The organism is Sphingomonas sp. LT1P40 (genome assembly GCF_036663835.1).
Lineage (GTDB): Bacteria > Pseudomonadota > Alphaproteobacteria > Sphingomonadales > Sphingomonadaceae > Sphingomonas.
On sequence record NZ_JAXOJT010000001.1, the window covers coordinates 2,094,562 to 2,114,441 of the forward strand.

The 19,880-nt window shown below is 64.7% G+C and carries 16 protein-coding genes; 10 read left to right on the forward strand and 6 right to left on the reverse strand.

Annotated features, from left to right (window positions below):
- The first annotated feature begins 13 nt into the window (after window positions 1-13).
- Window positions 14-1,855: a CocE/NonD family hydrolase gene (locus U1702_RS10435; protein ID WP_332724134.1), complete on the forward strand. Its 1,842-nt coding sequence runs from the start codon at window positions 14-16 to the stop codon at window positions 1,853-1,855.
- Here the strand turns inward: U1702_RS10435 and U1702_RS10440 are convergent.
- Both U1702_RS10440 and U1702_RS10445 read right to left on the reverse strand, forming a co-directional pair.
- Entirely contained in the window at window positions 1,852-2,622 is a 771-nt protein-coding gene (locus U1702_RS10440) for an ABC transporter permease (RefSeq protein ID WP_332724136.1), read from the reverse strand. The genes U1702_RS10435 and U1702_RS10440 overlap by 4 nt on opposite strands.
- A complete protein-coding gene (locus U1702_RS10445; RefSeq protein WP_332724138.1) occupies window positions 2,619-3,560 on the reverse strand; it encodes an ABC transporter ATP-binding protein in 942 nt (313 codons plus the stop codon). Before U1702_RS10445 ends, U1702_RS10440 begins: the two co-directional genes overlap by 4 nt.
- 346 nt (window positions 3,561-3,906) lie before the next feature.
- On the opposite strand from U1702_RS10445, the gene U1702_RS10450 reads away from it, so the two are divergent.
- Window positions 3,907-4,371, forward strand: coding sequence for a hypothetical protein (locus tag U1702_RS10450; protein ID WP_332724140.1), 465 nt, complete (start codon window positions 3,907-3,909; stop codon window positions 4,369-4,371).
- Window positions 4,372-4,404: 33 nt separating this feature from the next.
- Here U1702_RS10450 and U1702_RS10455 read toward each other — a convergent pair whose 3' ends face one another.
- From U1702_RS10455 to U1702_RS10465, 3 genes are all read right to left on the reverse strand, one after another.
- Window positions 4,405-5,157: a DsbA family protein gene (locus tag U1702_RS10455; protein WP_332724142.1), complete on the reverse strand. Its 753-nt coding sequence runs from the start codon at window positions 5,155-5,157 to the stop codon at window positions 4,405-4,407.
- Window positions 5,154-6,515: a M48 family metalloprotease gene (locus U1702_RS10460; RefSeq protein WP_443026818.1), complete on the reverse strand. Its 1,362-nt coding sequence runs from the start codon at window positions 6,513-6,515 to the stop codon at window positions 5,154-5,156. The genes U1702_RS10455 and U1702_RS10460 overlap by 4 nt, the downstream gene beginning before the upstream one ends.
- Before the next feature lie 125 nt (window positions 6,516-6,640).
- Window positions 6,641-9,313 (reverse strand): Rne/Rng family ribonuclease, encoded by a 2,673-nt coding sequence (locus U1702_RS10465; RefSeq protein ID WP_332724144.1) that lies wholly within the window; start codon window positions 9,311-9,313, stop codon window positions 6,641-6,643.
- 524 nt (window positions 9,314-9,837) lie between these two features.
- Here U1702_RS10465 and U1702_RS10470 point away from each other — a divergent pair.
- The 4 genes from U1702_RS10470 to U1702_RS10485 all read left to right on the forward strand — a co-directional run bounded on the left by U1702_RS10470 (window position 9,838) and on the right by U1702_RS10485 (window position 15,755).
- Entirely contained in the window at window positions 9,838-11,037 is a 1,200-nt protein-coding gene (locus U1702_RS10470) for an N-acetylmuramoyl-L-alanine amidase (RefSeq protein ID WP_332724146.1), read from the forward strand.
- A 194-nt stretch (window positions 11,038-11,231) separates the two neighbouring features.
- The gene (locus tag U1702_RS10475; RefSeq protein WP_332724148.1) at window positions 11,232-13,742 is read left to right on the forward strand and encodes a penicillin-binding protein 1A; all 2,511 of its coding nucleotides are present in this window, start codon (window positions 11,232-11,234) and stop codon (window positions 13,740-13,742) included.
- A gap of 112 nt (window positions 13,743-13,854) precedes the next feature.
- A complete protein-coding gene (gene prfB / locus U1702_RS10480) occupies window positions 13,855-14,982 on the forward strand; it encodes a peptide chain release factor 2 (protein WP_332724149.1) in 1,128 nt (375 codons plus the stop codon).
- A 14-nt stretch (window positions 14,983-14,996) separates the two neighbouring features.
- The gene (locus U1702_RS10485) at window positions 14,997-15,755 is read left to right on the forward strand and encodes a class I SAM-dependent methyltransferase (protein ID WP_332724151.1); all 759 of its coding nucleotides are present in this window, start codon (window positions 14,997-14,999) and stop codon (window positions 15,753-15,755) included.
- 4 nt (window positions 15,756-15,759) lie between these two features.
- Here U1702_RS10485 and U1702_RS10490 read toward each other — a convergent pair whose 3' ends face one another.
- Window positions 15,760-16,161, reverse strand: coding sequence for a JAB domain-containing protein (locus U1702_RS10490; protein WP_332724153.1), 402 nt, complete (start codon window positions 16,159-16,161; stop codon window positions 15,760-15,762).
- Window positions 16,162-16,286: 125 nt separating this feature from the next.
- On the opposite strand from U1702_RS10490, the gene U1702_RS10495 reads away from it, so the two are divergent.
- From U1702_RS10495 to U1702_RS10510, 4 genes are all read left to right on the forward strand, one after another.
- Window positions 16,287-17,081, forward strand: coding sequence for a thymidylate synthase (locus U1702_RS10495; RefSeq protein ID WP_332724155.1), 795 nt, complete (start codon window positions 16,287-16,289; stop codon window positions 17,079-17,081).
- Entirely contained in the window at window positions 17,078-17,560 is a 483-nt protein-coding gene (locus U1702_RS10500; RefSeq protein ID WP_332724682.1) for a dihydrofolate reductase, read from the forward strand. Before U1702_RS10495 ends, U1702_RS10500 begins: the two co-directional genes overlap by 4 nt.
- Before the next feature lie 112 nt (window positions 17,561-17,672).
- On the forward strand, window positions 17,673-18,851 hold the full coding sequence (locus U1702_RS10505; protein ID WP_332724157.1) for a dipeptidase: 1,179 nt from the start codon (window positions 17,673-17,675) through the stop codon (window positions 18,849-18,851).
- A gap of 37 nt (window positions 18,852-18,888) precedes the next feature.
- On the forward strand, window positions 18,889-19,833 hold the full coding sequence (locus tag U1702_RS10510; RefSeq protein WP_332724159.1) for a bifunctional riboflavin kinase/FAD synthetase: 945 nt from the start codon (window positions 18,889-18,891) through the stop codon (window positions 19,831-19,833).
- Window positions 19,834-19,880: the final 47 nt, after the last annotated feature.

A 19,880-nucleotide genomic window follows, 5' to 3' on the forward strand; every position in this document is an offset into this window, starting at 1 on the left:
CGGAGACTGATCTATGCGCCACATCGCCGGAGCCCTGCTGCTGCTCACCCTCACCGCGCCCGTTGCCGCGCGCCAGCAGGCCGCACCTGCCCCCGCGGTAACGCAGTCGCCCTTCACCTTCAGCCGCGCGATGATCCCGATGCGCGATGGCGTAAAGCTGGAAACGGTGATCCTGACGCCGCGCGATGCGAAAGGGCCGCTGCCGATCCTGATCCAGCGCACGCCCTATGGCATTTTCGACAAGGCACCGGCGACGATGCCCGCCGCTTGGGCGGCGCTGGCACAGGACGGCTATATCTTCGTGTTCCAGTCGATGCGCGGGCGTTTCGGGTCGGAGGGAGCGCAGTTCACCCTCTCCACCGAAATCCGCGACGATGCGACCGACGAAGCCAGCGACGCCGCCGACAGCATCGACTGGCTGCTGAAGAACGTCCCTGCCAATAATGGCCGCGTCGGCATGTGGGGCGTGTCCTATCCCGGCCTCGCCGCAGGCATCGCACTCGCTCGCCCGCATCCGGCGCTGAAGGCGGTCAGCCCGCAGGCACCGTGGACCGATTATTTCATGCATGACGATCTGCATCGCTACGGCGCGATGCGGCTCACCTATGCCTATGACTGGTTGCATCTGCTTCAGGCCGAAAAGACCAACGAGGAGCCGAAATACGACAGCTACGACAGCTATGACTGGTTCCTCGCCGCCGGGTCCGCCGACGATATCGAGCGCAAATACTTCAAGGGCCGGGTGCCCATGTTCCGGGCGATGATCGAGAACCCGGACAACAATGATTTCTGGAAGAAGCAGCGCTGGGCCGAGCGGCTGGGCAAGACGACGGTGCCGACGCTCAACGTCACCGGCTTTTGGGATCAGGAGGATCCGTGGGGGGCGTGGGAGGTCCACCGCAAGCAGCAACAGAACGATCCCGATAATCTCAGCATCATGGTCGCGGGGCCGTGGAATCACGGCGGCTGGCGCGGCAAAGGCGACATGCTCGGCCGCATTCCGATCGGCAGCGAAAGCGGCACGCAGTTCCGCGAGCAGATCGAAGCGCCGTTCTTCCGTCACTGGCTGCACGGCACCGGTGCGAAGCCCGCATTCGAGGCGGCGATGTTCCAGAGCGGATCATGGGCTTGGAAACGCTATGACAGCTGGCCGCCGAAGCGGACGGTCGAGAAGAAGCTGTATCTTCATGCCGACGGCAAGCTCGCCTTCACCCCGGCAACCGGCGCCGCCTGCCGCGACTATGTGTCCGATCCCGCCAATCCGGTGCCCTTTCGCCAGCGCCCGATCTCGCCGACCTGGGGCGCACCCGACTGGGCGACTTGGGAAAGCGACGACCAGCGCTTTTTGGGCGGGCGACCCGATGTGCTGACCTACACCAGCGCACCGCTCAACGCCGACATGACCGTTACCGGCAGCGTCGCCGCCACGCTGATGGCGTCCACCACCGGCACCGACAGCGATTTCGTGGTCAAGCTGATCGACGTGTTCCCGGACAATGTCGAGGAACCTGCCGAAAATCCCAAGCCCGGTGACTATGCCCGCTCGCTCAACGGCTATCAGTTGCCGATCGCCATGGAAATTCGCCGAGGGCGCTGGCTGGACGGATTCGAGGTGTCGAAGCCGCTGGTGCCGAAGAAGGTGCGCGCCTGGGACGTTCCGCTTCATGACCGCGACCATGTCTTCAAACGCGGCCACCGCATCATGGTTCAGATCCAGTCGAGCTGGTTCCCGGTCATCGACCGCAACCCGCAACGCTTCGTGCCCAACATCTACAAGGCCAAACCCGCCGACTATGTGAAGGCGACCCAGCGTGTCTGCACCGGATCGTTCATCGCGCTGCCCGTCGCCGGTTAATTCTTCAGCCGCCAGCCGCTCTTGAAGATCCACGCCACCACGCCGAGGCACACGACCAGGAACGCCGCCAGCGCCGCGAGGCTGACCCCGATCGACACGTCACCGACGCCGAAGAAGCTCCAGCGGAATCCGCTGATGAGATAGACGATCGGGTTGAACAGGCTCACCGTGCGCCACGGTTCGGGCAGCATGTTGATGGTGTAGAATGCGCCGCCGAGGAAGGTCAGCGGCGTGACGATCAGGCTGGGGATGAACGACAATTGCTCGAACCCCTTCGCCCATACGCCGATGATGAACCCGGCGAGGCAGAAGGCGATCGAGGTCAACACCAGCATCGCCAGCATAACCAGCGGATGCGCGATCGGCACGTCGACGAACACCATCGCGGTGAACAGGGTGATGAGGCCCAGCACCACCGACTTGGTCGCCGCAGCGCCGACGAATCCGATCACCATCTCCATCGACGAAATCGGCGCGGACAACAGTTCGTACATCGTGCCGGTGAATTTGGGGAAGTAGATGCCGATCGACGCATTCGAGATCGACAGCTGCAACGTCCCCATCAGGATCAGGCCGGGGACGATGAAGCTGCCATAGCTGACACCGTCGAGATTCTGCATCCGCGACCCGATCGCACCGCCGAACACGATGAAATACAATGCCGTCGTCACAACGGGCGTGACCAGGCTCTGCCAGATCGTGCGCAGCGCCCGCGCCATCTCGAAGCGATAGATCGCCCACACGCCGTGATGGTTGAAGCCCCTCATGCCGCCTTCTCCTCGTCACGCTGTTCGACAAGGTCGACGAAGATATCCTCGAGGCTCGACTTGGACGTATCCAGATCCTTGAATGCGATGCCGAGGTCGGCGAGCTTGCGCAGCAGCGAGGGGATGCCGGTGCGCTCGGCCTGCGCGTCGAACACGTAACGCAGCCGTTCGCCTTCGTCCTCCAGCGTGAGATGCCATTCCGCCAGTTCCGCCGGGATCGCCGCCATCGGCTCGACCAGCGCGATATCCATCTCGCGCTTGCCCAGCTTCTTCATCAGCTCGGCCTTGCGCTCGACCAGCAGCAATTCGCCCTTGTTGATGACGCCCACCCGGTCGGCCATCTCCTCGGCCTCTTCGATATAATGGGTGGTCAGGATAATCGTGGTGCCGCGCTCGCGCAGCTTCTTGACCAGTTTCCACATGTCGCGGCGCAGCGAGACATCGACGCCGGCGGTGGGTTCGTCGAGGAACAGGATGTCGGGTTCGTGGCTCAGCGCCTTGGCGATCAGCACGCGGCGCTTCATGCCGCCGGACAATTCCATGATCTTTGAGTTGCGCTTGTCGTCGAGCGACAGGTCACGCAGCAGTTCGTCGATATAGGCATCATGCCCCGCGCGGCCGAACAGGCGGCGACTGTAGCGGACCGTCGCCAGCACCGTTTCGAACATGTCGACCGACAATTCCTGTGGCACCAGCCCGATCATCATTCGCGCCTCACGGGGCTGTGTGATCGCATCATGCCCGCCGACGGTGATCGTGCCGCTGCTCGGCGTGACGATCCCGCAGATGATGTTGATGAGCGTCGTCTTGCCCGCGCCGTTCGGCCCGAGCAGCGCGAAAATCTCGCCCTTGGCGATATCGAGATCGACCGCGCCCAGCGCCTTGTGCCCCGAGGCATAGGTCTTGCTGACGCCCCGGACGGAGAGAATTGGTTGCATGGATGGCCCCTCTTGCAGAGGCGGCATGTAGGTGCGGCGGGGTGTATCGACAACCGGGGCTGGGTGGCGAAGTGCGTCGGTTGACGCACTTGACACAAATGGCGGGTTTTCGGCGGAAGCGCCGGGTTCGCGCCCGCGAGGCGACAGGTACGCGATAGGGATACGACGGCGACGCGTCGGCGACGCGACCGGATGGTTGACACGCGATAGGAACGGGGCGGGTAGCGGCTTCATCCACGAGGATAGATCAGATGAAATCCAACATTGGAAGCGCGATGTGTGCGGATGCGCGATGTCTGCTCACGACCCAGTTGCGGACACAGAGGAATCCTTTAATCTGCTAGGCATGCGGCATCGCGCCATTCTAATTCTTCCGCTACTTGCCGCGTGTGGCACGTCGCTGCCGACGCCCCAAGAATGCAAGTCATTGGCCATGCCGGAGGCGTGGATGAAACGGTGTTTTCGCGGGACCTCTCCCAGCGAACATTATGTTGGCGATCGGGGTTGTTGGCCGTTTGGTGAGCCAGAGCGCATGCAGGGTCTATGGTTGATTGACATGCATGCTTCCGAGTTTTGGGTTGGCGCCCGCGAATTAAAGGATATCAAAGGCGAAGGAACAGTCTGGCTCAGCTCGGATTTGCTCGAAACAGATCGCGGAATGAAGGAGTCCGCGCAAGGTAAAGAGCAGCGCATTTACGCGGTGGACTTTGACGGCAGAACAGCTCTCTGTGACGGGATGTTTGGGTGGAATGGGATTTACAAGCGGCAGGTGACTGCGCACCGCTTCCATTCGATTCTGCGAGTGCAGTGACGGTCGTCCCCTGACCACCCAAAGCCGCACCCGCTACTTCGCCCGCGCCGCCGCTACCGCCTGTTTCAGCACGTCGTACGGCACCATGCCCGAGATCACCTTGTCGCCGATCACCCAGCTCGGTGTGCCGGTTACGCCCAGCTTGCCGGCGGTTTCGAGGTTGCGCGCGATTTCCGCCTCGACGCCCGTGGTCGTGATCGCGGCCTGCGCCTTCGCCTGATCCAGCCCCGCCGAGGCTGCCGCTGAAGCGATCGACGCCTCACTCAGCTGGCCACCCGAATAGAGCGCATTGTGGAAAGGCTTGAACTTGTTCTGCTCCGCCGCCGCCAGACCCCAGCGCGCGGCGACGCGGCTGACGTCACTCAGCACGGGCAGTTCCCGATAGACGATGCGGACTTTCGGGTCTTCGGCGACGAGCTGTGCGATCATCGGCAGGCTGGCGCGGCAATAGCCGCAGGCATAGTCCATCCACACGGAGACGGTGACGTCGCCGTCGGGGTTACCTTCCCATGCCCCGGCATAGGGCTGGTTGATCGTGGCACTGCTTGCCGCGACCGCCTTGCCGGTCTCGCGCTCCTGCAATTTCTTCATCGCCTCGGGCAGGATTTCGGGATTGGCGAGGACATAATCGCGCACTACCGCACCGATGCGCTTGTCGTCGGCCTGGGCGGCGCTGTCCGCGGGCGCGAGTGCCTGTACCGCCAGAACCACGCCTGCGCCGACCGCGCCGGACACCGCCAGCAGCCCGGCAAGCGCCAGCGGGCTTTTCGTGATGCGTTCGATCACTTCTTTTTCCTGTCCTGCATCACGCCCTGCCCCGCCATGACGATATCCTGTGCGCGGATCCAGTCGGGCGTTCCCTGTGGCAGCCCCGCCATCGCCACCTGTGCGCTGGCCATCGCGCGGCCCAGATCGCCGATCATCGCCGAACGCTCCGCCGTTGCCAGCGCCGCACGCGGCCCGTCGCCCTTGCGCTCGTAAAGCATGCCCAGCTGATACCAGGCGAAGGGGTTTTCCTTGTCGCGCACCACCGCCTGACGCAGCACCTTCTCCGCCTCCGGCAACAGTGTCGCGTCCTCGGTTGCCAGCAGCGCGTGACCGAATGTGGTGGCGATCAGCGGCTGGAAATTGGTTCGCGTCGTCGCCTCGCGCAAGGGCGGGATCGCTTCCCTGACCTTGCCCGATTCGAGCAGAATCTGTCCCTCCAGCTCCAGGAAATAGGGGTTTTCCGGCTCGGCGCGCACCAGCGCCGCCGCCTCCGCCGCAGCTTCCTTGGGATAGCCGGACAAATGATAGGCATAGGCGCGGGCATAGCGCGCAGGGACCGTCACATCGCTCTCGGGATATTTGCGCAGCGTATCCTTGGGGTCCGCGACATAGCCGCGCAGTTTTGCCTGTACGCGTTTGAAGCGATCCTCCAGCCCCGGTGCGCCCGCCTTGCTCCAGGCCGGGTCGGCCTGAAGATCGGCGGTCAGCGTGGCGATACGCTCACCCGACATCGGATGGCTCATCACATAGCTGGTTTCGCTGCCGCGCTTCAGACCCCAGCGATATTCCTGCTGTTGCAGCTTCTTGAAGAAATCGAGCATGCCCTTGCCGCTGACCCCGGCGCCGGACAGATATTTGACGCCGGCGGCATCGGTGGTCGCTTCCTGTGCGCGGCTGAACGCCAGGAAATTGCCGAGCGCGGCGCGCTGGCCGAGCTGCATCAGTCCCATGCCGGCATCGGCCGATCCGGCGGCCATCGCGGCAGCACCGAGCAACAGGCTGAGGATGGTGATGCCGGTCGCACCCTTGGCCATGCGATCGCTCAGCGACACATGCCCGCCGGTGATATGACCCAGCTCGTGCGCGATCACGCCCTGCACTTCGTTGGCGCTGCTGGCGGCATCGATCAGCCCGGAATGGACATAGACGGTCTGTCCGCCCGCGACGAACGCGTTGATCGACTGATCGTTTATCAGGACGATGCGGACATTGGCGGGCGAGAGGTTGGCGGCGCGGATGATTTCGCGCGACATGTCGACCAGCAATGCCTCGCTCTCCGCATCGCGCAGGATCGACTGGGCGAAGGCGGGGCTCGTGATGCCGATCAGCAGGAACAGAGCAAAGATGGAGACGAGGCGCTTCATGGCCGTCATCATGGCGGATTATCCCCTGCGATCAACGGTCGGTTGCCTCGGCATGCGTCGCGGCGGGATGGGTCGAGCCGCATGAACGGGGAATGAAAGCGGGCGGGAACGGCGTTCGCTGTCCCCGCCCTCCTTCGTCAGGTGCCGAAGGTGCGCTGCCACCAGCCCCGGCGCGGGCCGGTGCCGTCGTCGTCACCCTCTACGTCGCCGGCATTGGCTGGCTCGGCATCGGCTTCGGCAGTCGGCGCAACGTCGCTGCTGACGGCTTCGGCGGGAGCCGATGCCGCCTTGGCGCGGCTGCGGCGCTTGGGCTTGGGTGCTTCTTCGGCTTCCGCTGCGACGGGTTCCGCCGGAGCCTCGACGGGCGCTTCGACAGCGACCGGCTCGGCCTCGGCGGCTTTGCGGCGGCTGCGCTTTGGCTTGGCCGGGGCTTCGACCTCGGGCTGTGGCTCGGCGGCGATGCCGGCTTCGGCGGTGGCTGCGTCGATATCCGTGACCGGGGTTTCGGCGGCGACGTCGTCGGCCTTGCGGCGACGGCTGCGCTTTGGCTTGGCCGCGACGTCCGGCTCGACTTCGGCTTCGACTGGCTCGGGGGCTGCTTCGGCTGCCTCCTCGTCAGCAGCTTCCGAACCCTCGGCCTGTTCGCCGGCCTGATCGCCTTCACCACCGCGACGCGATCCACGACGGCCGCGACGGCGGCGCTTGCGCGGCTCGCCCGAATCGTCGGCGACCGGTGTTTCGGCAGTCACGGCTTCGGCATCGCCCTCAACCGGCTCGGCATCCGAATCGTCGTCGCCTTCGCCCGCTTCACCGGCCTCGCCACCTTCGCCATTCTCGTCCTCACGACGGCCGCGACGACCACGACGGCGCCGGCGACGCTTGCGGCCACCTTCGCCATCGGCTTCGCCGCTGCGCTCACGCTCGCGTGGCTGGCGGGCTTCGACGACTTCTTCTTCCTCGTCCTCGATTTCCTCTTCGTCGATCTCCTCGACGTAATCGTCCTCGATTTCCTCGATCACGCGCGTGAACTTCGGCGCATAGGCTGGCGGCGGGCCGCTGGCCTCGACCGACATGCGGCTGCCTTCCGGCTCGCCGTCGGACAGGATTTCGACGCGGACGCCATAGCGATCCTCGATCTCGGCAATGTCGGCGCGCTTGCGGTTGAGGACGTAGAACGCCGCTTCCTGGCTGGCGCGCAGCGAGAGCAGCGAACCGCGACCACGCGCCGCTTCATCCTCGATCAGGCGCAGGGCCGAAAGACCAGCGGACGATGCCGTGCGAACGAGGCCGGTGCCTTCGCAATGCGGGCATTGGCGCGTCGACGCTTCGAGCACGCCGGTGCGCAGCCGCTGGCGGCTCATTTCCATCAGGCCGAAAGCCGAAATGCGGCCGACCTGAATGCGGGCGCGATCGTTCTTCAGCGCCTCCTTCATCGCCTTTTCGACTTTGCGCACGTTCGAGCCGTGGTCCATGTCGATAAAGTCGATGACGACCAGCCCGGCCATGTCGCGCAGCCGCAACTGGCGCGCGATTTCCTGTGCAGCCTCAAGGTTGGTGGCGGTCGCGGTCTGCTCGATCGAATGCTCGCGCGTCGAGCGGCCGGAGTTGATGTCGATCGACACCAGGGCTTCGGTCGGGTTGATGACGAGGTAGCCGCCGGACTTCAGCTGGACGACCGGATTGTACATCGCGGACAGCTGTTCCTCGACGCCTGCGCGCTGGAACAGCGGCACGGCGTCGCTGTAATGGATCACCTTCTTTGCGTGGCTGGGCATCAGCAGCCGCATGAAGTCCTTAGCCTGACGATAGCCGTCATCGCCTTCGACGATCACCTCGTCGATATCCTTGTTATAGATGTCGCGGATCGCGCGCTTCATCAGGTCGCTGTCGCCATAGACCAAAGCGGGCGCGTCGGACGCCAGCGTCTTTTCGCGGATTTCGTCCCACAGGCGGGCGAGATAGTCGAAGTCGCGCTTGATCTCGACCTTGGTGCGCTGAAGCCCGGCGGTGCGGACGATGCAGCCCATCGACGATGGCAGCTTCATGTCCGACATGATCGTCTTCAGCCGCTTGCGATCGGCGGCGCTGGAAATCTTGCGCGAGATACCGCCGCCATGCGCGGTGTTGGGCATCAGCACGCAATAACGACCGGCCAGCGACAGATAGGTGGTCAGCGCCGCTCCCTTGTTGCCGCGCTCTTCCTTCACGACCTGAACCAGCAGCACCTGACGGCGGCGGATCACGTCCTGAATCTTGTAGCGGCGGCGCAGGTTCATGCGGCGCTGGCGAAGTGCCTCGACCTGGTCGTCATTGCCCTTGCGACCGCGACCGCCGCGACGCTTTGGCGCATCGCCATTCTCGTCGACTTCGCCGGTTTCCTCGTCGCCGTCATGATCGGACTCGTCATGGTCCGAATCGTCCTCGTCACCCTGCGGGCGATCGAGCACTTCGACTCCGTCGTCGTCATAATCATGGTCGTCGTCGCCATCGATGTCAGCGCGCAGTGCGGCTTCCTCGGCGGCGTGTTCGGCCTCTTCGCGAAGCAGCGCGTCACGATCTTCCTTGGGGATCTGGTAGTAATCGGGGTGGATTTCGCTGAACGCCAGGAACCCGTGGCGATTGCCGCCATATTCGATGAACGCCGCCTGCAGCGACGGTTCGACCCGCGTTACCTTGGCGAGATAGATGTTACCCTTGAGCTGCTTGCGCTCAGCACTCTCGAAATCAAATTCCTCGATTCGATTCCCTTTGACGACCGCCACACGGGTTTCTTCCCGGTGGCGTGCGTCGATCAGCATACGCGTGGTCATTTAAACTTCTCCGGGCGCGCCGGGCCGTCAGGCGGCCGGTCACGCGAATGAAAATGCGCGCCGTCAAAGCGGGCGCGCGGGGTTTTGATGATGCCTCTGCTGCCGGGGCACGGCCAAACCCGTGGGTCATGGCCTCCGTCGCCGCGCGATCGCTCACCGAAATGGTGCGATGCGGGATGGACGGAAATTGCCTCATTACAGCGTCAACCTGAAATGCCGGACCGAATGCGGCCCGGCGTGGATCGCCGAAAATGCTTTGATAAAGCCCCGGCTGGCGCAATGCGTAGCACCCGCGAACCCGGGCGGCAACATTGGTCTGCGCGACTTCATCCGTGCGCATCGCCCGGCAGGTTCCTGCCGCCCCTGCCGGCAAAATCATGCCGAATCAGTCATTAACCGCACCGCTTCACCGCATTTGAAACACCCGTCGCCTATCCGGGTCCGGTCAGGCTAATTCGCAGTGAAAGTAACAGTGCATGCTTTTGGGCTGGACCCCCCCCAGCCCGGCGCGCCATATCGCCCGGGTGTCATTCTTTCTTGCCCTCCTCGCCGGTTGGTTGACCGGCGCACCGAGCTGGGCCGGAACCATCCGCGATATCGACGTCCGGTCTAACCGTATCGTCATCCAATTCGACGCGCGTGTCGCACAGGCCAGCAGCTTCGTGCTCGCCGGGCCGAACCGGATCGCGCTCGACCTGATGGGCGCGGCCCCCGGCGCGCGTGCCGATGCGTCCGGCCCGGTCACCGCGGTGCGCCAAGCTGCACGCGGCGACGGCGCGCGCGTCGTGTTCGACCTCGCCCGACCCGCGATCATTACCGAAGGCCATTTCGCTCAGGACGGCACCGCACTTACGCTCGAACTGCGCACCGTGGACGACGCCCGTTTCGCCCGCGCCGCAGCAGAAGGCCGGATGAGCTTCCTGCCCCCGTTCAGCTTCGTGCGCGCCTCCACGCGCCACAGCTACAGCGTCTCCGCGTCTGTACCCCCCCGCCCCGCCGCCTTCGCGCTGCCGCGCATTTATGGCAGCGACGACGATCGCCCGCTGGTGGTGATCGACGCCGGGCATGGCGGGCACGATCCGGGTTCGATCTCGGCCGACGGGCTCAAGGAAAAGGATCTCGCGCTCAAGATCGCGCGGGCGATGCGCGACGAGCTCCTCGCCTCTGGCCGCGTCCGCGTGGCGATGACGCGGGAAGACGACCGCTATCTGATCCACCGCGACCGGTTCGAGGTTGCCCGCAAACTGGGTGCATCCTTGTTCATCTCGGTCCATTGCGATGCCGCGCATACGCCCGACGCCAGCGGCGCGACGGTCTACACATTGTCCGAAGTCGCCTCCGACAAGGAAGCCGCGCGGCTGGCGGCGCGTGAGAATAAGTCCGACATCCTCGCCGGGATCGATCTCGCCAGCACCAACCGCGACGTGTCGTCGATCCTGATCGACCTGACCCAGCGCGAGACGATGAACGCCTCCGCCAAATTCGCGCGGCTGCTGGGACGTGAGGCGCAGGGGCTCATCCCGGTCAAGCCCAACTATCACCGCATGGCGTCGCTGCTGGTGCTGAAGGCACCCGACATGCCCTCGATCCTGTTCGAGACCGGCTATATCTCGAACGCCAGCGACGTCGCGTTCTTGAACTCCGCCAATGGCCGCCGCCGCATCGCGGAAAGCGTGAACCGCGCGGTGGCGATCCATTTTGCGACGAGAATGGCGTCGCGTTAACGCCCTTATCCTCCCCCGCCAGGGGGAGGTGGCAGGCGCAGCCTGACGGAGGGGGAGGAAGGGATGCCTTCCACTTAGAATGCGACGCCACCCGCCCCCTCCGTCGCCTTCGGCGCCACCTCCCCCTGGCGGGGGAGGATTAAGCAACATCCCCCGCTGGCAACCCGCATCATTCCTGCTAAACCGCGCGCGTAATGGCGGATGCGTACCAACCCAATTTCACCCTGAAATTCACGCGAGAGGATGCGCGCAGCGGTTTTGCTGCGATTCGGCATCGCTGGTGGTTCCGCATCCTTGCGTGGTTGTTGCTGCTCGCCGGTGTCGGCACTGCGGTGCTGTGGGCGCTGCTGCTGCGCGACCTGCCCTCGGCCGACAAGTTGCGCGATTACGAGCCGCCTTTGCCGACCAACGTCCGAGCGGGCGACGGCACGCCGCTACGCAGCTATGCCCGCGAACGCCGCGTCGAATTGTCGTTCGAGGAATATCCCAAGCTGATGGTCGGCGCGTTCCTGTCGGCCGAGGACAAGACCTTCTTTCAGCATAGCGGCGTCGATTATCCGGGGCTGGTGCGCGCGGCGTGGCAGGGGTTGACCAGTGGTGAGACGCCGCGCGGCACCTCCACCATCACGCAACAGGTGGCGAAGAACCTGCTGCTGACCAACGAGGTCAGTTATGTCCGCAAGGCGCGCGAGGCGATCCTGGCGTTCCGCATCGAGAACACGCTGTCGAAGGAGCAGATCCTCGAACTCTATCTCAACCAGATCGCGCTCGGCCGGAACGCGTTCGGGGTCGAGGCGGCGGCGCATGCCTATTTCGACCGCGACGTGAAACAGCTGACCATCCCGCAATTCGCCTATCTGGCGATCCTGCCCAAGGGGCCGTCCAACTATATGCCCGAGCGCCATGCCGAGCGCGCGATCGAGCGGCGAAACTGGGTGCTCGGGCAGATGCTCGAAAACGGCTATATCGACGAAGCGCAACATGCCGCCGCGATCGCCGCGCCGCTGGGTGCGGTGCCACGCCAGACGCCAAGCACCGATCCACTGGGTGGCTATTTCATCGAAGAAGTGCGCCGCCAGCTGCTCGACAAGTTCGGCGAGACGCAGGAATCAGGTCCGTACAGCGTCTATGCCGGCGGATCATGGGTACGCACCTCGTTCGATCCCGAGCTGCAAAAGGACGCACAAAAGGCGTTGCGCGAAGGCTTGCTCCGTTACGATCGCGGACGCGGCTGGTCCGGGCCGATGCGCGAAACCACCTTCACCGGCGACGGCTGGCGCGCGGCGTTGCTCAACACCAATATCATGCTCGATTACGAGAATTGGCGCGCGGCGATCGTCATCTCGAAGTCAGGCGGCAACGCGGAGATCGGGTTCGGCGACGGCAAGACCGCAACCCTCCCTACATGGGCCGCGCAGATGCCGGTTCGCGGCAAGGGCGGCACCGCCTTCGCCGCGCTCAAGCCCGGTGACGTGATCGCGGTCTCACCCGAAGGGCCGAATTTCGTGCTGCGCGCAATTCCGAAAATTTCGGGCGGCATCGTCGTGCAGGACCCACGCACTGGTCGCATTCTGGCGATGCAGGGCGGATTCGACGCGACGGTCCAGAATTTCAACCGCGCGACGCAGGCACAGCGCCAGCCGGGCTCCACGATCAAGCCGATCGTCTATGCCGCCGCGCTCGAAAACGGGATGACCCCGGCATCGATCATCGTCGACGGCCCATTCTGCGTCTATCAGGGCGCGGCGCTCGGCCAGAAATGCTTCCGCAACTTCGGCGGCACGCGCGGCGCGGGTCCGCGCACGATGCGCTGGGGCATCGAACAGTCGCGCAACCTGATGACGGTACAGGCCGCCAACCAGACCGGCATGGAGCGCGTCGTCGACCTGATGCAGCGCATCGGTGTCAGCCAGCAGAAATATCCACCCTATCTCGCTTACTCGCTGGGTGCGGGCGAGACGACGGTGATGCGGATGGTCAACGCCTATTCGATCCTGGTCAATCATGGCCGCGCGCTTAATCCGTCGCTGATCGACTTCGTGCAGGATCGTCACGGCAAGGTGATCTGGCCAGAGAACTGGCGCGCCTGCGACCGCTGCAACGCGCCCGACTGGGACGGCAAACCGATGCCGCGCCCCGTGATCCGCTCGCGCCAGGTGCTCGACGCGATGAGCGCATACCAGATGGTAAACATCACCGAGGGCGTGATCCAGCGTGGGACCGCGACCGTGCTGCGCGATCTGGGCCGTCCGATCATGGGAAAGACCGGCACCTCGTCCGGCCCGCGCGACGTGTGGTTCATCGGTGGGACGCCGCAGATGATCGCTGGCCTCTATGTCGGATACGACACGCCGACCAATCTGGGCGGTTATGCGCAGGGCGGCACGATGGCGGCGCCGATCTTCAAGCAGTTTGCGCAAAAGGCTTATGAAGGCCTCGACGTCCTGCCCTTTACCGCGCCCGCCGGGGTACGCATGGTCCGCATTGACCGCACCACCGGCAAGCGCGTGTTCGGCGCATGGCCCGGCACGGACCCGAAAAGCGGTGTGATCTGGGAAGCGTTCAAGCCCGAGAGCGAACCGCGTCGCCTCGCCCGACGCGGCGAGGAAGAGGACGCGCCCAAGGCGGTGGTGAAGAAGAAGGCGGTCCGTCAGGAAGGGCCGCGCGACAGCGACTTCTTGCAACGCGAGGGCGGAATCTACTAGCGCAATCCGTCATCCCGGCGAAAGCCGGGACCTCAGGCCGCCAGCGAACGGCCTGAGGCGCGCGGTCCCGGCTTTCGCCGGGATGACGATTTAGTTTGAAAGGTTTTCTACCATGCGCGCCGAAGCGCAGGCTTACGCCGACAAGATCAATGCCGCGCTCGCGCTGCTTCGCCGCTTCCTCGACTGGGACAACGCGCTGCGTCGTCTCGACGAACTGAACGCGCGCGTCGAGGACCCGACTTTGTGGGACAATCCACGCGCCGCCCAGGCAGTGATGCGCGAACGTCGCCATCTGGACGAGGCGATCGCCGCCACGCGAGCGATCGAACAGGAGCTGTCCGACACCGCCGAGCTCATCGACATGGCCGATGAAGAAGGCGACGAGGCGATGGCGATCGAGGGGACCGAGGGCCTGGCCGCGCTGGCCGAGCGCGCCGAGCAGGACAAGGTCAAGGCGCTGTTGTCGGGCGAGGCCGATGGCAACGACACCTATCTGGAAGTCCATTCGGGCGCGGGCGGGACCGAGAGCCAGGATTGGGCCGAAATGCTTCAGCGCATGTATTCGCGCTGGGCCGAACGCCACGGCTTCAAGGTTGAACTGATCGACTATCATGCCGGCGAACAGGCCGGGATCAAGGCCGCGACGCTGCTGATCAAAGGCGAGAATGCCTATGGCTACGCCAAAACCGAAAGCGGCGTGCACCGGCTGGTCCGCATCAGCCCGTATGATTCGTCGGCGCGGCGGCATACCAGCTTCTCATCGGTATGGGTCTATCCGGTGATCGACGATTCGATCGATATCGAGATCAACGAAAGCGACCTGAAGATCGATACTTATCGCGCTTCCGGCGCGGGCGGGCAGCATGTCAACACCACCGACTCGGCGGTGCGCATCACGCATATTCCGACCGGCATCATCGCCGCCAGCCAGCAGGATCGCTCACAGCACAAGAACCGCGCGACCGCGATGGCGATGCTGAAGGCGCGGATGTACGAGGCCGAACTGGCCAAGCGCGAAGCGGCGGCACTGGGCGAATATACCGCCAAGACGGAAATCGGCTGGGGCCACCAGATCCGCTCCTACGTCCTCCAGCCCTATCAGCTGGTAAAGGATCTGCGCACCGGGGTGACTTCCACCGCGCCGTCGGATGTGCTCGACGGGGCACTCGACCCGTTCATGGCAGCTGCGCTATCACAGCGCGTGACCGGCGAGAAGGTCGAGGTGGAGGACGTGGATTGAGGATGGCAGACGCCATGATCGGACTGTTGATCGGCCTTGCGCTGGCAGGGTGCGACGAGACGCGTCCGCGCCCCGAGCCGACGCCGAGCGAGGCGCATAAATTCCCCGCCGCCGACCGGCCCGTCGCCACCATCGTCTCCGCCCGCTGGTCGACCGAGGAAGCGCGCGACCGGCTGAACGAGGCGGACACGGTGATGAAGCTCGCCGATATCCGCCCCGGCATGACCGTCGCCGATATCGGTGCGGGCGAAGGCTATTACACGATTCGTCTGGCCGCGCGCGTCGGCAAGCAGGGCCGCGTGCTGGCCGGGGACATCATCCCCGAGGTGCGCGACGCGCTGGCGCAGCGCGCGGCGCGTGAACGGCTCGACAATGTGAGCGTGCGGCTGGGCGAACCGGAAGACCCCAAGCTGCCCGACAACAGCTTCGACCGCATCTTCCTGGTCCATATGTATCACGAGATCGGCGAGCCCTATGAGTTCCTGTGGCGGATGCGTCCGGCATTGCGTCCGGGCGGGCTGGTCGTAGTGGTCGATGCCAATCGTGAGACGCAGAATCACGGGACGCCGCCCGAATTGCTGAAATGCGAGATGGCGGCGGTTGGCTATACGCTGGTGACGATGCGCGACATGCCTTCGGCCGGCGGCTATCTTGCGACGTTCAGGGCCGAAGGGCCGCGTCCCGACCCGTGGGCGATTCGGGCATGCCCCAATCAGGGGCTGCCGAAGGGCAAGGGCGGCGCATCGCCCAGCCCGACGATGACCGACGAGTAAGCCTCTAAAGCAACCCCGCTGCCCGAAAACTCCAGCGCGCACCGTTCGACCCGACGATCACATGATCGTGCAGCCTGACGCCCAGCGCCTGCATCGCCTCAGCAATCCGCCGCGTCGTCGCGCGATCCGCCCGGCTGGGCCATGCATCGCCCGACGGATGATTGTGCGCCATCACGACGGCCACCGCGTCGAAAGCCAGCGCATCGATCGCAATGCGGCGCACCGGCACATCTACGGCATCGGCCAGCCCCGATCGCGCATGACGCAGGCCGAGCACCCGTCCAGCCCGGTCACACCAGGCAAAGGCCGCGACCTCCGCCCGTTGCCCCGTCACGCTATCCGCAACCAAATCGCCGACGGTGTCGAACGAAGTTTCTAACGGAAAAACAAGGGCATGCGACGCCATGACGTCATCTTTGCCGCTATCGCTTTCGGGGTCACGCCAAAGCGTATCCAAAACGGAGATAGGTAGCGCGGCATTGGTGCAACCCCGCTTGGCGGCGCACCTGCGCTGGGCTAGGTTCGCGCACGATGCAGCAATATCTCGACCTGATGGAACGCGCGCTCAGCCACGGTGCCGAGCAGATGGATCGCACCGGCACCGGCACGCGCAGCGTGTTCGGGCATCAGATGCGATTCGACCTGTCGAAGGGCTTTCCGGTCCTGACCACCAAGAAGCTCCATCTACGCTCGATCATCGTCGAATTGCTGTGGTTTCTGCGCGGCGACACCAATGTGAAGTGGCTGAACGATCGCAAGGTCAGCATCTGGGACGAATGGGCCGACGCGGACGGCGATCTCGGCCCGGTCTATGGCAAGCAATGGCGCGACTGGGAGTCGCCCGATGGCCGCCATATCGACCAGATCAGGGAATTGATCGAGACGCTGAAGACCAACCCGTCGTCGCGCCGCATGATCGTGTCCGCGTGGAACCCCGGCGAGTTGCACGCGATGGCGCTGGCCCCGTGCCACTGCCTGTTCCAGACCTATGTCGCAAACGGCAAGCTCTCGTTGCAACTCTATCAGCGCTCCGCCGACATCTTCCTCGGCGTCCCGTTCAACATCGCCAGCTACGCCCTGCTCACCCACATGCTGGCGCAACAATGCGATCTGGAGGTCGGCGAATTCGTGTGGACCGGCGGCGATTGCCACCTTTATTCCAACCATCTGGAGCAGGCCGAGCTGCAATTGTCGCGCGCACCCGGCCCGCTCCCCCGCCTCGAAATCCTCCGTAAGCCTGCGTCGATCGACGCATACGAGTATGAGGATTTCGTGCTGCACGACTATATTGCGCAACCGCATATCAAAGCGGCGGTGGCGGTCTGATTATCTTCCATCTCGCGCGTGCCGATAATGGTGTGATCGGCGTCGATGGCGGCTTGCCGTGGCGGCTGCCAGCCGACCTGAAACGCTTCAAGGCGCAAACGATGGGTAAACCCATGATTATGGGTCGCAAGACGTTCCAGAGTTTTCCTGCGCCGCTGCCCCGACGGCGGCATATCGTGCTGACACGCGATGCGTCGTGGCAGGCCGAGGGGGCGGAGGTCGCGCATTCGGTGACGGATGCGGTCGCACTCGCTGGACCGGGCGATATCGCAGTGATCGGCGGGGCGGAGATTTTCGCGCTGATGCTGCCTATGGCCGATCGGATCGAACTGACCGAGGTGCATGTCGCGCCGGACGGCGATGCGTTCGTCCCGGCGTTTGGTTCCGAATGGCGGGAAGTGGTGCGTGAGGATCATTCGGACGAAGGCGAACGTCCGGCCTACAGCTTCGTCACGTTGGAGCGGCACGAACGCTTATAGTTTCCCCGTCACCCCGGGGCTTGACCCGAGGTTCCGCTTTCCGCAGCCAGACAGAAGAAGCGGAATCCCGGGTCAAGCCCGGGATGACTAGATGTAAAGGGAGCGGCGAGTGATGAAAAAATACCTGCTCTGGACGCTCGCCCTGATCGTCATCGGCGCGGCCGCCTTCTTCATCCTCGCCCCCGGCATCGTCGAGCGCGACATGAACAAGGTCGTGCCGACCACCCTGCCCCCCGTCACCGCCGAAACCCGCCGCCTCCACGCCAGCCTCAAGATCGCGGACATGCATGAGGACACGCTGCTGTGGAGCCGCGACCTGCTCGACCGCGCGAATCGCGGCCATGTCGATTTGCCCCGGCTGATCGAGGGCAATGTCGCACTGCAGGTTTTCTCGTCGGTGACCAAGACGCCGAAGGGGCAGAATTACGACAGCAACACCGCCGATACCGACAACATCACGCTGTTGACCGTCGCCCAGTTACAGCCGCCGCGCACCTGGACGTCGCTGCTCGAACGCTCGCTGTGGCATGCCGAGAAGCTCAACCGCGCCGCGAGCGCCTCGAACGACAGGCTGCGCGTCATCCGCTCCGGCCCCGATCTCGATACGCTGATGCTCGATCGTGCTGCGGGCAAACAGATCGTCGGCGGGCTGCTCTCGATCGAGGGCCTCCAGAATCTCGAGGGCAAGCTCACCAATCTCGACCGCCTCTACGATGCCGGGTTCCGCATGGCGGGCCTGGCGCATTTCTTCGACAATGACGTCGCCGGGTCGATGCACGGCGTGGCCAAAGGCGGCCTCACCCCGCTCGGGCGGCAAGTCGTGCGGCGGATGGAGGCGCGCGGGATGATCGTCGATATCGCGCATGCCAGCCGCAAATCGGTGGCCGACATTCTCGCCATGGCGCGCCGCCCGGTCGTGTCCAGCCATGGCGGGGTCCAGGCGGTGTGCGGGGTCAACCGCAACCTGACCGACGCGGAGATTCGCGGTGTGGCGAAAACCGGCGGCGTGATCGGTATCGGCTATTGGGACGCCGCGATCTGCGGCACCGAACCGGCCAAGGTCGCCGCCGCCATTGCGCATGTCCGTGATTTGGTGGGGATCGACCATGTCGGCCTCGGCTCGGATTTCGACGGCGCGGTGACGACCGGGTTCGACACGGCACAGCTGATCTATGTGACGCAGGCGCTGGTCGATCGCGGGTTCACGCCGGATGACATCGCCAAGGTGATGGGCGGCAATGTTCTTCGCGTCCTGCGCGCGGGGCTGGCACCGGGGCAGCCGATCCGGTGAGTTGGCACCTGCAATCGCTGTCTCTATAGGCCCGCGCATGGAGCGACTGGACGGGGCGGTGGCGGTTCCTGCCGCTTTGCGTGGCGGGATCGTCGCGCTGGGGAATTTCGACGGATTTCATGCCGGACACCAGGCGGTGGTGGGCCGCGCGGTGGCGCGCGCCCGCGCCGAGGGTCGTCCGGCGATCGTTGCCACCTTCGATCCCCACCCGATGCGGCATTTCCGGCCCGGTACGCCGCCGTTTCGGCTGACCACGCTCGATCAGCGCCAGCGGCTGTTCGCCGAAGCGGGGGCAGACGCGATGCTGGTGTTCGGCTTCGACGGCGCGCTGGCGGGACTGTCCGCGCGCGAATTCGCCGAACAGCGGCTGGTCGAGACGATCGGTGCGGGCGGGGTGGTGACGGGTGCCGACTTTACCTTTGGCAAGGGGCGCGACGGCAATGTCGGCGTGCTGGCGGCGCTGGGCGCGGAACTCGGATTCAGCACGGATGTGGTCGGCGCGGTCGAGGATGGCGGCGAGGTCATCTCCTCCAGCCGCATCCGCGATGCGTTGCAGGCGGGTGATCCGCGCGAGGCGGCGGCGTTGCTGACGCGCCCCTTTGCGATCGAGGGCATGGTCGAGCCCGGCGCGAAGCTGGGGCGCGAACTGGGTTATCCGACCGCGAATGTTCAGCTGGGGAATTATCTGCGCCCGCGTTACGGGATTTATGCGGTGCGGGGGCGGCTGGCCGCCAATAGTCCTTTTGGGGGCCGGGTGCTGGACGGGGTGGCGAATCTGGGGATTCGGCCGACGATCGAGCCGCCGGTGGAGTTGCTCGAACCCTATTTCTTCGATTTCTCCGGCGATCTTTACGGGCAGGTGATCGAAGTCGAACTGATCGAGTTTTTGCGGGACGAGGCGAAGTTCGACGATCTGAACGCGTTGAAGGCGCAGATCGCGGCGGATTGCGATGCGGCACGGGTGGCGCTGCGAATTACTTAGCCCCTCCCGGTTACGGGAGGGGCTTCGCGCTTTCCCCTTTTCCCGCT

Bases quoted from the DNA above. Each gene is read 5' to 3' on its own strand.
- U1702_RS10475 (WP_332724148.1), top strand. From the start codon at position 11,232: ATGGCGGATGCGTACCAACCCAATTTCACCCTGAAATTCACGCGAGAG.
- U1702_RS10485 (WP_332724151.1), top strand. From the start codon at position 14,997: ATGATCGGACTGTTGATCGGCCTTGCGCTGGCAGGGTGCGACGAGACG.
- U1702_RS10440 (WP_332724136.1), bottom strand. From the start codon at position 2,622: ATGAGGGGCTTCAACCATCACGGCGTGTGGGCGATCTATCGCTTCGAG.
- U1702_RS10460 (WP_443026818.1), bottom strand. From the start codon at position 6,515: ATGATGACGGCCATGAAGCGCCTCGTCTCCATCTTTGCTCTGTTCCTG.
- U1702_RS10490 (WP_332724153.1), bottom strand. From the start codon at position 16,161: ATGGCGTCGCATGCCCTTGTTTTTCCGTTAGAAACTTCGTTCGACACC.
- prfB (WP_332724149.1), top strand. From the start codon at position 13,855: ATGCGCGCCGAAGCGCAGGCTTACGCCGACAAGATCAATGCCGCGCTC.
- U1702_RS10510 (WP_332724159.1), top strand. From the start codon at position 18,889: ATGGAGCGACTGGACGGGGCGGTGGCGGTTCCTGCCGCTTTGCGTGGC.
- U1702_RS10445 (WP_332724138.1), bottom strand. From the start codon at position 3,560: ATGCAACCAATTCTCTCCGTCCGGGGCGTCAGCAAGACCTATGCCTCG.
- U1702_RS10465 (WP_332724144.1), bottom strand. From the start codon at position 9,313: ATGACCACGCGTATGCTGATCGACGCACGCCACCGGGAAGAAACCCGT.
- U1702_RS10435 (WP_332724134.1), top strand. From the start codon at position 14: ATGCGCCACATCGCCGGAGCCCTGCTGCTGCTCACCCTCACCGCGCCC.
- U1702_RS10495 (WP_332724155.1), top strand. From the start codon at position 16,287: ATGCAGCAATATCTCGACCTGATGGAACGCGCGCTCAGCCACGGTGCC.
- U1702_RS10505 (WP_332724157.1), top strand. From the start codon at position 17,673: ATGAAAAAATACCTGCTCTGGACGCTCGCCCTGATCGTCATCGGCGCG.
- U1702_RS10450 (WP_332724140.1), top strand. From the start codon at position 3,907: ATGCGGCATCGCGCCATTCTAATTCTTCCGCTACTTGCCGCGTGTGGC.